The 12,808-nt window shown below is 63.9% G+C and carries 13 protein-coding genes; 8 read left to right on the top strand and 5 right to left on the bottom strand.

Going from position 1 to position 12,808, the window contains the following annotated elements:
* Window positions 1-51 precede the first annotated feature (51 nt).
* Window positions 52-969 carry a LysR family transcriptional regulator gene (locus Atep_RS06070; RefSeq protein ID WP_213380839.1) on the top strand — a complete coding sequence of 306 codons (918 nt, stop codon included), beginning with the start codon at window positions 52-54 and terminating at the stop codon, window positions 967-969.
* On the opposite strand, the gene Atep_RS06075 is transcribed toward Atep_RS06070, so the two are convergent.
* A complete protein-coding gene (locus Atep_RS06075) occupies window positions 959-1,756 on the bottom strand; it encodes an HD-GYP domain-containing protein (RefSeq protein ID WP_236786562.1) in 798 nt (265 codons plus the stop codon). The genes Atep_RS06070 and Atep_RS06075 overlap by 11 nt on opposite strands.
* A gap of 269 nt (window positions 1,757-2,025) precedes the next feature.
* On the opposite strand from Atep_RS06075, the gene Atep_RS06080 reads away from it, so the two are divergent.
* Window positions 2,026-2,424: a cupin domain-containing protein gene (locus Atep_RS06080; RefSeq protein ID WP_213380841.1), complete on the top strand. Its 399-nt coding sequence runs from the start codon at window positions 2,026-2,028 to the stop codon at window positions 2,422-2,424.
* Between the two features lie 61 nt (window positions 2,425-2,485).
* Here the strand turns inward: Atep_RS06080 and hemP are convergent, their stop codons facing one another.
* On the bottom strand, window positions 2,486-2,731 hold the full coding sequence (gene hemP / locus Atep_RS06085) for a hemin uptake protein HemP (RefSeq protein ID WP_236786565.1): 246 nt from the start codon (window positions 2,729-2,731) through the stop codon (window positions 2,486-2,488).
* Between the two features lie 125 nt (window positions 2,732-2,856).
* Window positions 2,857-3,351, bottom strand: a complete 495-nt coding sequence (locus Atep_RS06090) for an outer membrane protein assembly factor BamE (protein WP_213380843.1) — start codon at window positions 3,349-3,351, stop codon at window positions 2,857-2,859.
* 139 nt (window positions 3,352-3,490) lie between these two features.
* On the opposite strand from Atep_RS06090, the gene fur reads away from it, so the two are divergent.
* Window positions 3,491-3,907, top strand: a complete 417-nt coding sequence (fur, locus tag Atep_RS06095) for a ferric iron uptake transcriptional regulator (RefSeq protein WP_213381453.1) — start codon at window positions 3,491-3,493, stop codon at window positions 3,905-3,907.
* A 5-nt stretch (window positions 3,908-3,912) separates the two neighbouring features.
* On the opposite strand, the gene Atep_RS06100 is transcribed toward fur, so the two are convergent.
* Window positions 3,913-4,227, bottom strand: a complete 315-nt coding sequence (locus Atep_RS06100; protein WP_213380845.1) for a hypothetical protein — start codon at window positions 4,225-4,227, stop codon at window positions 3,913-3,915.
* Between the two features lie 370 nt (window positions 4,228-4,597).
* Here Atep_RS06100 and Atep_RS06105 point away from each other — a divergent pair, with 370 nt between their 5' ends.
* Window positions 4,598-4,876, top strand: a complete 279-nt coding sequence (locus Atep_RS06105; protein ID WP_213380847.1) for a hypothetical protein — start codon at window positions 4,598-4,600, stop codon at window positions 4,874-4,876.
* A gap of 11 nt (window positions 4,877-4,887) precedes the next feature.
* On the opposite strand, the gene mfd is transcribed toward Atep_RS06105, so the two are convergent.
* Window positions 4,888-8,370, bottom strand: a complete 3,483-nt coding sequence (mfd, locus tag Atep_RS06110; protein WP_213380849.1) for a transcription-repair coupling factor — start codon at window positions 8,368-8,370, stop codon at window positions 4,888-4,890.
* Between the two features lie 253 nt (window positions 8,371-8,623).
* On the opposite strand from mfd, the gene Atep_RS06115 reads away from it, so the two are divergent.
* The 4 genes from Atep_RS06115 to Atep_RS06130 are packed head-to-tail and all read left to right on the top strand — an operon-like array spanning window position 8,624 to window position 12,802.
* Window positions 8,624-8,989 carry a response regulator gene (locus Atep_RS06115; protein WP_213380851.1) on the top strand — a complete coding sequence of 122 codons (366 nt, stop codon included), beginning with the start codon at window positions 8,624-8,626 and terminating at the stop codon, window positions 8,987-8,989.
* Window positions 8,990-9,021: 32 nt separating this feature from the next.
* Window positions 9,022-11,397 carry a chemotaxis protein CheW gene (locus Atep_RS06120; protein ID WP_213380852.1) on the top strand — a complete coding sequence of 792 codons (2,376 nt, stop codon included), beginning with the start codon at window positions 9,022-9,024 and terminating at the stop codon, window positions 11,395-11,397.
* Between the two features lie 42 nt (window positions 11,398-11,439).
* Entirely contained in the window at window positions 11,440-11,943 is a 504-nt protein-coding gene (locus tag Atep_RS06125; RefSeq protein WP_213380853.1) for a chemotaxis protein CheW, read from the top strand.
* Window positions 11,944-11,953: 10 nt separating this feature from the next.
* A complete protein-coding gene (locus Atep_RS06130; protein ID WP_213380854.1) occupies window positions 11,954-12,802 on the top strand; it encodes a CheR family methyltransferase in 849 nt (282 codons plus the stop codon).
* The last annotated feature ends 6 nt before the right edge of the window (window positions 12,803-12,808 follow it).

Here is a 12,808-nt window from a genome sequence, read left to right on the forward strand (position 1 = left end):
AATGGTATGATTTCATCCAATCATGCATGATATTCATGTGAAGCGAGTTACATGGCTCAACTGGAACGCACCCATCTGGCGATCGTCCGTGCCGTCGATCAGCACGGTTCACTGACGGCCGCTGCCGAGCAACTGCATCTCACCCAATCGGCGTTGAGCCATGCGATACGCAAGCTGGAGGATCAGCTCGGGGTGGCGATCTGGACGCGGGAGGGGCGCCGTCTGCGTCCGACGCAAGCCGGCGCCTATCTGCTGGCGGTGGCCAATCGTCTGCTGCCGCAGCTCACACAGGCCGAAGAGCGTCTGCGGCAGTTCGCCCAGGGGGAGCGCGGCACCCTGCGCATCGGCATCGAGTGCCATCCCTGCTATCAATGGCTGTTGAAGGTGGTATCACCCTATCTGGCCGCTTGGCCGGACGTGGATGTGGATGTCCGGCAGGAATTCCAGTTCGGCGGAATCGGTGCGCTCTTTGCGCACGAGATCGATCTGCTGGTGACGCCCGATCCGCTCTACACGGGCGGCCTGCGGTTCGAGCCGGTGTTCGACTATGAGCAGGTGCTGGCGGTCGGCGCGGGGCATCGTCTGCGCGGTCTCCCATACGTGCAACCGGAACATCTGGCCGAGGAAACACTGATCACCTATCCGGTCGCCCTCGACCGGCTCGACATCTATACCCGCTTCCTGCTGCCGGCCGGCATCCGGCCCAAGCGCCACAAGCCGATCGAAACGACCGACATCCTGCTGCAGATGGTCGCCGGCGGTCGCGGTGTCGCGGCACTGCCCCGCTGGCTAGTGGACGAACAGGCCGGCAAGCTCGATCTCGGGGCGGTACGACTCGGTGCGCAGGGGATCGCCAAGCAGATCTTCGTCGGCATCCGCGAGCGCGAGGCCGACATCGATTATCTGCGTGCCTTCGTCGCGCTCGCCCGTGATCACGGCGACGGGGTGGGATCGAGCGTCAGTGGGTAGTCGGCTGCGGGTCGATCCCGGTGTTCTGGTCGCCATCTGGATGCGTTGCGCGCGGCGCATCCAGGTGTTTGGTGATCCGAGCGCGGCCGGGCGGCTCCTGTTTCCCGAAGACGCTCGCGTTCTGGACGATGCGTGAGTGCATCAGATCCTCGTGCCCAACATAGGCGTGGTGCTGTCCATTGATGGGCGTCGGGCCGCTGCCTAGTTGCTCAGACACCAGGTCGCGTAGCCGTGTCAGGCTTGCCGCGATGACCGGATCGAACTGCTCACCGGCATGCCGCCGGATCTCGGCCAGCGACTCGTCGACCGACAGCGCCTTGCGGTAGGGCCGGTTCGAGGTCATGGCATCGAAGGCATCCGCAACGGCGATGATCCTGGATTCCAGGGGGATGGCTTCGCCGGCCAGTCGCTGCGGATAACCCTCGCCGTCGAAGCGTTCGTGATGGTGCAGCACGATGGTCGCGATCTCATGGAAGGTCGGGAGACGCACGAGGATGTTGTAGCCGATGCGCGGATGACGCTGGATCTCGATCATTTCGTCGCGATCGAGCCGGCCAGCCTTGTTCAGCACCTGATCCGCGATAGCGATCTTGCCAATGTCGTGCAACTGGGCGGCGACCCGTATCCGTTGCTGGATGGCGGGGGGCAGCTGGAGTTCACGCGCCATCAGGTCCGAGAAGATCGCGACCCGGCAGGAATGCTCATAGGTATAGGGGTCTCGTGCGTCCAGCGTCGTCAGGACGACGTCGATGACTTCATGCAGACAAACATGTTCTGGAATACTCACGGTCTTGCAATGGTTCCTTGCTGCGGCTTGCAGCTTCAGGTTCAGCGTCGATGCGCTAATGGGTATCTGGGACACGGATGTTTCAAGCCGCATCGAGTTTGATTCTGTGCTCGTGACCAGACGGACACCGCGTACCCTGTCAGCTCTCGCTAGGCACTCCGGCAAGTTGATACATGCAAATCCTTCTCAGTTGCTTGGAGGGACATCTCTTGCTATCGTCGGAACCGCCTCGATCACCGATAACAAACTGTTTTCATAGGTTTATACCCATGCAAGAGAGCGATTGGGAAGTCTTCCAGCTCGACGAATTGCTCGCCAAGGTCGAGCGTCAGGGCGTCAACTTCAAGGAATTCCTGCGCACGCCGTCGCTGTCCTGCGCCATCTACCACATCCCGGTCGGTTCCAGGGACATGGCCAGCGCCCATGAAGAGGACGAACTCTATCTGGTGCTGGAGGGCAAGGGACAGCTCCGTATCGGCGAGACCGAGCATCGCGTCCGGCAGGGCACGCTCATGTACGTGCACGCGGCCTGTGATCACGCCTTCTTCGATATCCAGGAAGACCTGACCGTGCTGGCCTTCTTCGGAGCGCCGGTGTTGGAGCTGGGGCGTGGGCGCCGGATGCGGCATGGGCAGCGAACCGAGACCGCGACGGACGCCGGTCTCTGAGTCATACGGGACGGCGGCATCCGATCCGAATAGCCTGCAAGTACGGGGACGCCGCCGCTCCTTACTTGGTCAGAATCAGCTTGTTGTTGCGCGTCATCCGCAGGATGTAGCGACAATCACCGTGCTCGATCATCACGAACGGATCATTGCCGAGCAGCGATCGGACGTCGATCGTGCGCGGTATCTGGGACAGTGCGCTCTTTTGGAGGTGCTCGGGACGGCGACTGGCGGCTGGTGTGGTCGTAGGCATCGTCAGGCTCTCGGCTGGGTTGTGCGGTGATTGAGGACGGAATAGCCGGATGGTCATCAAACAGCAATCATTCTCATTTAAGAGTAAGTGCTGAGTTTGAGCCTGTCAATTATCAATGCATATCTTTCTCATCTTTGCCGATGCTCGACTGCAGGCGACCAGCCATCGGCGCTGCGTGGGCTTTAGTCCTTGGGATCCAGTCCGATGGTTTTGAGACCCTTGCGGATCACACCCTCGCGTGCCTCATAGTCGGGCACCTCGATCAGGATCTGCTCGGACGTGCGCGCGGCGGCGCGGGTCGGGTCGGGCTTGAGATCACCTTCGATACGCACCAGTCGATCGTCCTCGAAATAGAGCGTCAGATTGCGCTGTTCCATCGGCTGATGGCCACGCCTGATGGTATAGGTGTAATCCCAGCGATTGGTGTGGAAGAAGCTGACCAGCGGCGGCGTGCCCAGTACGAAGTTGACCTGACGCTTGGTCATGCCGAGTTCGAGCGCGTCGACCATCTCCTCGGTGAGGATGTTGCCCTGCTGGACCGTCATCCTGTAGACGAAGGGCAGGTCTTCCAGGACCGAGGTCCGCGTTGCACCCGGTTTGGTGTCGCGCGCGCATCCCGTGACGGCGATCGAGACCATCAGGGCGGCCAGTATTGGAAAACTGAAAATCTTTCGCATCTTGTCCTGATCACGACTTTGCGCTAAATCAGCGCATCATACAGTAGCGCCGTTCCCCGATCACAGGGGGGCGCCGGGCCAAATGGCCGAGTGCGATCGTCCAGGTCGGTCGTGTCGGCCCGTGACGTGGAGAATGCAGTTGGAAAGCGAGCAGATCAAGCAGGCCGGACTCAAGGTCACGGCACCGCGTGTCAAGATCCTGAACATCCTCGAGCACAGCGGTAAACGCCACATGAGCGCCGAGGACGTCTACAAGGAACTCCTGAGCCAGAACGAAGAGATCGGTCTGGCCACCGTCTATCGCGTGCTGACCCAGTTCGAGAGCGCCGGACTCGTCTGTCGCCGTTACTTCGAGAGCGGTCAGTCGGTCTTCGAACTCAACAGCGGCGAGCATCACGATCATCTGGTCTGCATCAAGTGCGGCGCGATCGTCGAATTCCTCGACCCCACGATCGAGACGCGCCAGAAGCGGATCGCCGCCGAGCATCATTTCAAGATCGAAGACCACTCGCTCGTGGTCTACGGCATCTGCCCGAACTGTCAGGGCAAGCGCTGATACGGCTATTTGCCGACATCGAGGTATTCACGCTCGATGGCCGTCTCCAGCGCCTGGGTGCCCTTGACGAGCTCCTCGTAGATCTGGCGCAGGCCGGAGAGCCGCTCAATGTCGGCCTTGCCCGGTTGGCCATCCGAGTTTTTGACGGCGATGTCGTAGAGCGCCCGCAGGTATTCGGCGCGCGCCTTGGCGACCATTTCGATCACAGGCCTGAGGTCGGATAGCCTGAGTTCCTCGAACAAGGGATTGATGGTCCTGTGGTTGATCTCGCGGATCTCGGCATCGATTGCGATGAGCAGGCGTCTGTTCTCGGCGGCCATCTTTGGATTACTCGATGTATTGAACGAAGGAGTCCCGCTCAGCCCTGAAACACCCGTGCCAAGGCGGTGCCGTCGCTATCAGCATAGACGGAAAACTCAAGCCGAACTGTTGCGTGGTTCACGAAACACCTCGGGCATCATCGACGCAGATCATAGTCTCTGCCGCGATCGAGCAACAGTGTCACAACAGCGGCGACGGAGCTACGTCATTCGTAAAACGGTAAGCGTCGAAAACCCGCCGTTTCACGAGTGTTGCGTAACAGCTTCACTGTGGCGTCCGTGCTAAGGGCGCTTGAAATCGATGACTGTGCAGTTGGCACGCTATTCGCTTCTTAAGGTCATCAGGACAACGACCTTCAGGGGAATCGCCGTGAAATCCAGCAACCACATCGATACCATGCGCCACGTCATCATGCACCCGACGTCGCAGCCGATCCTCCATGTCGAAGGCCGGGAGCGCGTCGGCTGGTACGAGCCGGTCATGGCGATCCGGTTGCCGGCGCCGCCCCCTGAGCCGGAGACGACGGATTCGGGACTCTATACCGATCTTCAGAGCGCCCAGGCGTTGGCCGAGCGGATGCGTCGGCTCATCGCCGTCTATCGCTTGCCGTATGGTGAGTTCTATGCACGCCCGCAGCCGCGCAACTGAGCACCGAATAGCTATGCCAGCAGCGGCTCCAGTACGCGCCGAACCTCGCGAATCCGTGCTCCAGGCTCGGCCATATCGCGGAAGAATTTCAGCTTGTCGCCGCCTTCCAGCTTGTATTCCTTGGGCCGGCTCTGGATCAGACCGATGAGTCTGGCCGGATCGATCCTGGGCGATTCGGTGAAGAGCAGACGCCCGCTCGCCGGTCCGGCCTCGATCTTGCGGATACCCCAGGGCTGGACCAGGAGCTTCAACTCGGTGATCTCCAGCAGATTCTTCGCCGGTTCGGGCAGCAAGCCGAAGCGGTCGATCATCTCCACCTGCAATTCGCGCAGTTCCTCGCGGTCGCGCGCGCCGGCGATGCGCTTGTACAGCACCAGCCGCGCCTGCACGTCCGGCAGATAGTCACTCGGCAGGAGCGCCGGAATCCCGAGATCGATCTCGGTGCCGTGATCGAGCGGGCGATCCAGCTCGGGCGCGCGTCCTGACTTCAGCGCCTCGACCGCGCGTTCCAGCAGTTCCATGTAGAGCGTGAAACCGACCGCGGTGATCTGGCCCGACTGCTCGTCGCCCAGCAGCTCGCCCGCGCCGCGGATCTCCAGATCATGGGTCGCCAGCGTGAAGCCCGCGCCCAGATCCTCCATCGACTCGATGGCCTCCAGCCGTTTTTTCGCATCCGCCGTCATGGCCTTGGTCGGCGGCGTGATGAGATAGGCGTAGGCGCGATGGTGCGAGCGTCCGACCCGACCGCGCAACTGGTGCAACTGGGCCAGACCCAGCTTGTCGGCGCGGTTGATGAGGATGGTGTTGGCCGAGGGCACGTCGATGCCGCTCTCGATGATGGTGGTGCACACCAGCAGGTTGGAGCGCTGGTGATAGAAGTCGCGCATGATGCGCTCCAGCTCGCGTTCGCGCATCTGACCATGGGCGACCGCCACCCGCGCCTCCGGGATCAGGGCTTGGAGCTTCTGGGCCTGGTTCTCGATGGTCTCGACCTCGTTGTGCAGGAAGTAGACCTGACCGCCGCGCTTCAACTCGCGCAGTACGGCTTCCTGCACCAGGGCATCGTTCCAGGGACTGACGAAGGTCTTGATCGGATGACGCTCGACCGGCGGGGTGGCGATGATCGACAGATCGCGCAGACCGGACATGGCCATGTTGAGCGTGCGCGGGATCGGCGTAGCGGTCAGCGTCAGGACATCGACCTCGCTGCGCAGGTTCTTCAGCTGCTCCTTGTGGCGCACGCCGAAGCGGTGCTCTTCGTCGATGATGGCCAGACCCAGGTTCTTGAAGCGGATCGTCGGCTGGAGCAGCTTGTGGGTACCGACCACGATGTCGATGGTGCCGTCCGCCAGTCCGTCCAGGACCGCTTTCCGTTCCTTCGCCGTGCGGAAACGCGACAGACTCTCGACGCGTACCGGCCAGTCGGCGAAGCGGTCGGAGAAGTTCTCGAAATGCTGTTGCGCCAGCAGGGTCGTGGGCACCAGTACGACGACCTGCCGCCCGCCGTGCACCGCCATGAAGGCCGCGCGCATGGCCACCTCGGTCTTGCCGAAGCCCACGTCGCCGCAGACCACGCGATCCATCGGCTTTGGATCGGCCATGTCGGCCAGCACCGACTCGATGGCGCGCTGTTGGTCCGGGGTCTCCTCGAACGGGAAGGCGGCGGCGAAGGCGGCATAGTCCTCGCCGCCCTTGGGGAAGGCGATCCCCCGGCGCGCCGCGCGTCGGGCATGGATGTCGAGCAGCTCGGCGGCCACGTCGTGCGCCTTCTGCGCCGCCTTGCGCTTGATCCGCTCCCATTGATCGCCGCCGAGTCGGTGCAGCGGGGCGTTCTCGGGCGAGGCGCCCGTATAGCGCGAGATCAGCTGCAATGAACCGACCGGGACATAGAGCTTGTCGCCGTTGGCATATTCGAGCGTCAGGAACTCGGTGGTCAGACCGCCGACCTCCAGTGTCTGGAGTCCCAGATAGCGTCCGACGCCGTGTTCCTCGTGGACGACGGGCGCGCCCTCGGTCAGCTCGGTGAGGTTGCGGACGATGGCGTCGCTGTCGCGTTCGCGCTCACGTCGACGCCGTTCCTGGCGCACCCGTTCGCCATAGAGCCGGCTTTCGGTGATGACGGCGAGCCGCGCGTCCTCCAGCAGCAGACCCTGTTCGATGGGGGCCACCGTCAGGGCGAGTGCGGCATCGCCGTCGAGGAACGCCCGCCAGCCCGACACCGGACGGGCCTGGATGTCGAAGCCCTTGAGCTGCTCGGCCAGCAGTTCGCGCCGTCCGCTGCTCTCGGCGACGAAGAGCACGCGCCGCTCGCCGTCGGTGAGGAAGGCTTGCAGGGCCTGCGCCGGTTGCGCGGCACGCGCCTGGATGGTCAGCGGGGGCAGGGGATGGGTGGCGAAGTTGCAGGCATCCGCATAGCCCTTGCGCCGTGCGTCGACCGCGTCCGGCTGATGGAGCACGCCCGAGAGCCGGTTGAGCCGCCCGGCCAGTTCCTCCGGTGTCAGATAGAGCTGGGACGGCGGCAGCAGCGGACGCTCAGCGTCATGCCGCCGTTGTTCGTAGCGCTGCTCGACGCCCTCGAAGAAGGTTCGCGCCGTCTCGCGACACTCGATCGACTCGACGACCAGGGTATCCTCGGGCAGATAATCGAAGAGCGTGGCCGTCTGCTCGAAGAACAGCGGCAGATAGTATTCCAGCCCGCCCGGCGCCTGCCCCTTGGAGACCTCGCGATAGATGAGACTGCGCTGCGGATCGCCGGCGATGGCGGCCCGATAACGCTGTCGGAAACCGGCGATGGCCTCCTCGTCGAGCGGCAACTCACGCGCCGGCAGCAGTCGGATGCGGTCGAGTTTGTCCCTGGAGCGTTGTGTCTCGGGATCGAAAACGCGGATACTCTCGACCTCTTCGTCGAACAGGTCGATGCGCAGAGGAACCTGACTGCCCATCGGAAAGACGTCCAGCAGCGAGCCGCGCACCGCATATTCGCCATGCCCGATGACCTGCGAGACGCACGAATAGCCCGCCCGCTCCAGCCGTCGGCGCGTGGCGTCGAGATCGAGCCGGTCGCCGACGGCGAGCACCAGCGAATGCCCATCGACATAGTCGCGCGGCGGCAGACGCTGCATCAGGGTCGCGACCGGGACGATCAGCACCCCATGCTCCAGCGTCGGCAGACGATGCAGGGTCAGCAGCCGCTCCGAGACCAGCTCGGGCAGCGGCGAGAAGACGTCGTAGGGCAGGGTCTCCCAGTCCGGGAAATCGAGGATCGGCCGCTCGCGCCCGTCCAGGAAGAACCCCAGCTCGGCACGCCGGGTCGCGGCGGTCTGGACGGCATCGACCACCACCAGCACCAGTCCGGGATGACGCTCGGCGGCGCCGGCGATGGCCAGGGCCGTGCCGGCGCCATGGAGCCCGCCCCAGAGCCGGCGCTCGCCCGGACGGCGCGGCAGCGGTGGATCGAGCGGAGAGTGCGATTCGGATGGAGAAGACGACGACATCGTGCGGCAAACGACCTCGGGTTATCAGTGGCAACAGGCCCGGCGAGCCGATTTTTGCGCCGGATTTTCGCACATGGACTGGCATTCGTCCGAGTCACCGGTATATAAGGGCGAACCCTGTTAGGCGTGAATCTCCGTGATCGACGGTCGACAACCGTGGCGCAAATCTTCAGTATTATTCCTTTGACCGAGCGGCCGGCTCCGTCGAGTCGTCGGCGATCGGGCTACTCGCAATTTTCAAGGATCCAACGACATGGCTAAGACGATTCTAACCGTGGACGATTCGGCGTCCATTCGACAGATGGTCTCCTTCACGCTGAAGGAAGCGGGCTATACGGTCACTGAGGCGGTCGACGGACAGGACGGTCTGGACAAGGCGCGTGCCGGCAAGTTCGATCTCATCTTCACCGATCAGAACATGCCGCGCATGGACGGACTGAGCCTCATCAAGCAGTTGCGCGCCCTGCCGACCTACAAGTCGGTGCCCATCCTGATGTTGACCACAGAGTCGAGCGACGCCATGAAGAGCCAGGGCCGGGCGGCGGGTGCGACCGGCTGGCTGGTCAAACCCTTCGACCCGGCCAAGCTGCTGGAAGTCGTCCGCAAAGTGATCGGTTGAACGCGCCGCGCCAGAGCTGAGGGGGAAGGGCCATGAGCATCGACATGAGTCAGTTCTATCAGGTGTTCTTCGAGGAGGCCGGCGAGAACCTGGCGGCGATGGAGAGCCTGTTGCTGGAGCTGGACGTTCAGGCGCCCGACCTGGAGACCCTCAACGCCATCTTCCGCGCGGCGCATTCCATCAAGGGCGGGGCCGGCACCTTCGGCTTCAGCGACATGGCCGAAGTGACCCATGTGCTGGAGACCCTGCTCGACCGGCTGCGCAAGCAGGAGCTGGACCCGACGGTCGAGATGATCGATGCCTTCCTCCAGGCCGGCGATGTGCTCAAGTCGCAGCTCCAGGCCCATCAGGAGGGCGAGGAATACGAAGACGCGCGCGTGGCCGAGGTCTGCGAACATCTGGAACGGCTGGCGCATTCGGACGAAGGCGGCGGCGAGGCACCCGTGTCGGCCAGGGACGGGGCCGCGTCATCCGTCACGCACTGGCGTCTCGCGTTCGCGCCGGCCAGTATCGGCCGGGGCACGCCGGGCGAGCGTCAGGCGCTGTTCGAGGCGCTGGGTGAACTGGGGCGTATTCAGGATCTCGGCGACGGCGAGAGCGAGCGCTGCCTGTGGCAGTTGACCTCCACGGCCGGACGCGGTGCGATCGAAGAGATCCTGGCCTTCGTCTGCGAGCCGGGACAGGTCGAGATCGACACGGTCGAGACACCCGGGGCGCCGCCGGCTGAGACCGAGACGGAGACCGCCTACGGCTTTTTCGCCGATGCGCCCGGACTCGAGGCCGAGTCATCGGTCGCCGCTCCCGAGCCGGATCAGGATGCACTGGGCTACGGTTTCTTCGAGGGCGCGCCCGGAACCGAGCCAACCCCCGAGGAGCGGGCCGAGGCGCCGGACCAACCCCAGGAACCCGACCTTCTGACCGAGATCCAGGAATCCAACGGCTACGGCTTCTTCCGCAACGCCCCCGGCAGTGAGGCGGCACTCGACCAGGAACACAAGGGCTATGGACTCTTCGGCGGCAGTCCCGGCATGGAGCGGGTGGCCGCCGTGGCCCGGCAGGATCGACTCGACGACGAACTCGGATTCGGGCTCTTCAACCCCGCGCCCGGATCGCCCGAATCGCGCGCCGAGAACGACGAAGCTTCGGCGTCGATACCAATGGACGCTTCATCGGCCAAGTCGACCGCAGGGCGCGAGAGTCGCGCCGCGTCCGGCAACGCCGCCAAGCGCCCGGCCACGACCGATTCATCCATCCGCGTCAGCGTCGAGAAGGTCGACCAACTGATCAATCTGGTCGGCGAACTCGTCATCACCCACGCTATGCTCGCCGACTCGGCCGCCGGACTCGACCCGGTCGTCCATGAGCGCATCATGGCCGGGCTGTCGAACCTGGAGCGCAATTCGCGCGACCTACAGGAAGCGGTGATGTCGATCCGCATGATGCCGATCAGCTTCGTCTTCAACCGCTTCCCGCGCGTGGTGCGCGACACGGCGGCCAGTCTCGGCAAGAAGGTCACGCTCAAGCTCATCGGCGAGGACACCGAGCTCGACAAGGGCCTGATCGAACGCCTGGCCGATCCGCTCAACCATCTGGTGCGCAACAGCATCGACCACGGCATCGAGCGCCCCGAGGTGCGTCTGGCCGCCGGCAAGCCCGAGACCGGCGAGATCGTGCTGCGCGCCAGCCATCGCGGCGGCAGCGTGGTGGTCGAGGTCAGCGACGACGGCGGCGGGCTCAATCGCGAAAAGCTGCTGGCCAAGGCCGCCAAGCAGGGCATCCCGATGCCGGACAACCCGTCCGACAAGGACGTCTGGCAGCTCATCTTCCACGCCGGCTTTTCGACCGCCGAGCGCGTCACCGACATCTCGGGGCGCGGTGTCGGCATGGACGTGGTGCGCCGCAACATCGAGGACATGAACGGTCGGGTCGAGGTCGACTCGACGGCCGGGCGCGGTACGCACATCACCATCCGCCTGCCGCTGACGCTGGCCATCCTCGACGGACTCTCGGTGCGCATGGGCGAGGAGATGTTCATCCTGCCGCTGACCGTGATCCGGGAGTCGATCCAGCCGCGCGCCGAGCAATTCAAGACCATCGTCGGCAAGGGGCGCGTGGCCCAGATCAACGACGAATACCTGCCGCTGGTCAGCCTGCACGACGTCTTCAACAGCGGCCGGCCCGAGCCCGATCCGCTCGACGGCATCCTGGTCATCGTCGAGACCAACGAGGGACGCGCCGCCGTGCTGGTCGACGAGCTGGTCGCCCAGCACCAGGTCGTCATCAAGAGCCTGGAGACCAACTATCGCAAGGTGGAGGGCGTCTCGGGCGCCACCATCATGGGCGACGGGCGCGTGGCCCTGATCCTGGACGTCGATGCCCTGGTGCGGCTCAGCCGCCGGGGCGGCTAGCCAAGACCGAACACTCAAACGAGACAAGGGGAGACCCAGACCATGAACGACGAGCGCCGGGAGGGCAGCGCGGTTGCGACCGACAGCGCGCGCGAGTATCTGACCTTCACCCTGGGCGAGGAGGAGTACGGTATCGACATCCTCAAGGTCCAGGAGATCCGCGGCTATGACGCCGTGACCAAGATCGCCAACTCGCCCGACTTCATCAAGGGCGTGATCAACATGCGCGGCATCATCGTGCCCATCATCGACATGCGGCTGAAGTTCCACCTCGGGCAGGTCGAATACAACGAGTTCACGGTGGTCATCATCCTCAACATCAGCGGGCGCATCATGGGCGTGGTCGTCGACGGCGTCTCGGACGTCATCGCCCTGCGCGGCGATCAGATCAGGCCCGCACCCGAGTTCGGCTCGGTGCTGGATACGGCCTATATCGACGGCCTGGCCACGCTGGATGAGCGCATGATCATCATGGTCGACATCGAGAAACTCATGACCAGCCAGGAGATGGGACTGGTCGACCAGACCCATCTGGCCGTGGCCTGAGCGCGACGACATGGCAGAGAGTGCGGCGGTGAGCCGTGAGCGTGAGTTCCATTTCACGTCACGCGATTTCGAGCAGATCCGGCGTCTGATCTATGAGCACGCCGGCATCTCGCTCAGTCCGGCCAAGATGGACATGGTCTACAGCCGCATCGCCCGGCGTCTGCGCGCCACCGGCCTGACCACCTTCGAGGAGTATCTGGACTTCCTGGATTCCAATCCGGACGAATGGCCGCACTTCACCAACTCGCTCACCACCAACCTGACCTCGTTCTTCCGTGAGTCGCATCATTTCCCGGTGCTGGCCGAACTCGCGCTGGAGGCCAAACGCCAGGGCCGCCGCCCGATCCGGCTCTGGTCCTCGGCCTGCTCGACCGGCGAGGAGCCCTATTCGATGGCCATGACCCTGATCGAGGCGTTCGATTCCTGGACGCCGCCCGTCAAGATCCTGGCGACCGATCTGGACACCAATGTGGTGCGTCAGGCCGCCGAGGGCATCTATGCGATGGACCGGGTCGAGAAACTGCCCGAGGCTCAGCTCAAGCGCTTCTTCCTGCGCGGCAAGGGGGCGCGGGCCGGTCAGGCACGGGTCCGGCCCGAGGTACGCGCCCTGGTCGAGTTCCAGCCGCTCAATCTGCTCAGCGAGCACTGGCCGATGCGCGATCCTTTCGACGCCATCTTCTGCCGCAATGTCATGATCTACTTCGATAAGCCGACCCAGGCCAAGATCCTGTCACGCTTCCACCCGCTGTTGCGTCCCGACGGACTGCTCTTCGTCGGACACTCCGAGAGTCTGGCCCATGTCGCCAATCTCTTTCGCCTGCGGGGCAAGACGGTCTACGCGCCTGTGCACACACATTGAATTGGG

Origin of the sequence: Allochromatium tepidum (assembly GCF_018409545.1) — a bacterium.
Taxonomy (GTDB): domain Bacteria; phylum Pseudomonadota; class Gammaproteobacteria; order Chromatiales; family Chromatiaceae; genus Thermochromatium; species Thermochromatium tepidum_A.

What these genes read in the sequence shown, in the direction of transcription:
- Atep_RS06090 (WP_213380843.1), bottom strand. Translation starts at nt 3,351, where the DNA reads ATGCGAAAGATTTTCAGTTTTCCAATACTGGCCGCCCTGATGGTCTCG.
- hemP (WP_236786565.1), bottom strand. Translation starts at nt 2,731, where the DNA reads ATGACCATCCGGCTATTCCGTCCTCAATCACCGCACAACCCAGCCGAG.
- Atep_RS06080 (WP_213380841.1), top strand. Translation starts at nt 2,026, where the DNA reads ATGCAAGAGAGCGATTGGGAAGTCTTCCAGCTCGACGAATTGCTCGCC.
- Atep_RS06070 (WP_213380839.1), top strand. Translation starts at nt 52, where the DNA reads ATGGCTCAACTGGAACGCACCCATCTGGCGATCGTCCGTGCCGTCGAT.
- Atep_RS06120 (WP_213380852.1), top strand. Translation starts at nt 9,022, where the DNA reads ATGAGCATCGACATGAGTCAGTTCTATCAGGTGTTCTTCGAGGAGGCC.
- Atep_RS06100 (WP_213380845.1), bottom strand. Translation starts at nt 4,227, where the DNA reads ATGGCCGCCGAGAACAGACGCCTGCTCATCGCAATCGATGCCGAGATC.
- mfd (WP_213380849.1), bottom strand. Translation starts at nt 8,370, where the DNA reads ATGTCGTCGTCTTCTCCATCCGAATCGCACTCTCCGCTCGATCCACCG.
- Atep_RS06125 (WP_213380853.1), top strand. Translation starts at nt 11,440, where the DNA reads ATGAACGACGAGCGCCGGGAGGGCAGCGCGGTTGCGACCGACAGCGCG.
- Atep_RS06115 (WP_213380851.1), top strand. Translation starts at nt 8,624, where the DNA reads ATGGCTAAGACGATTCTAACCGTGGACGATTCGGCGTCCATTCGACAG.
- Atep_RS06130 (WP_213380854.1), top strand. Translation starts at nt 11,954, where the DNA reads ATGGCAGAGAGTGCGGCGGTGAGCCGTGAGCGTGAGTTCCATTTCACG.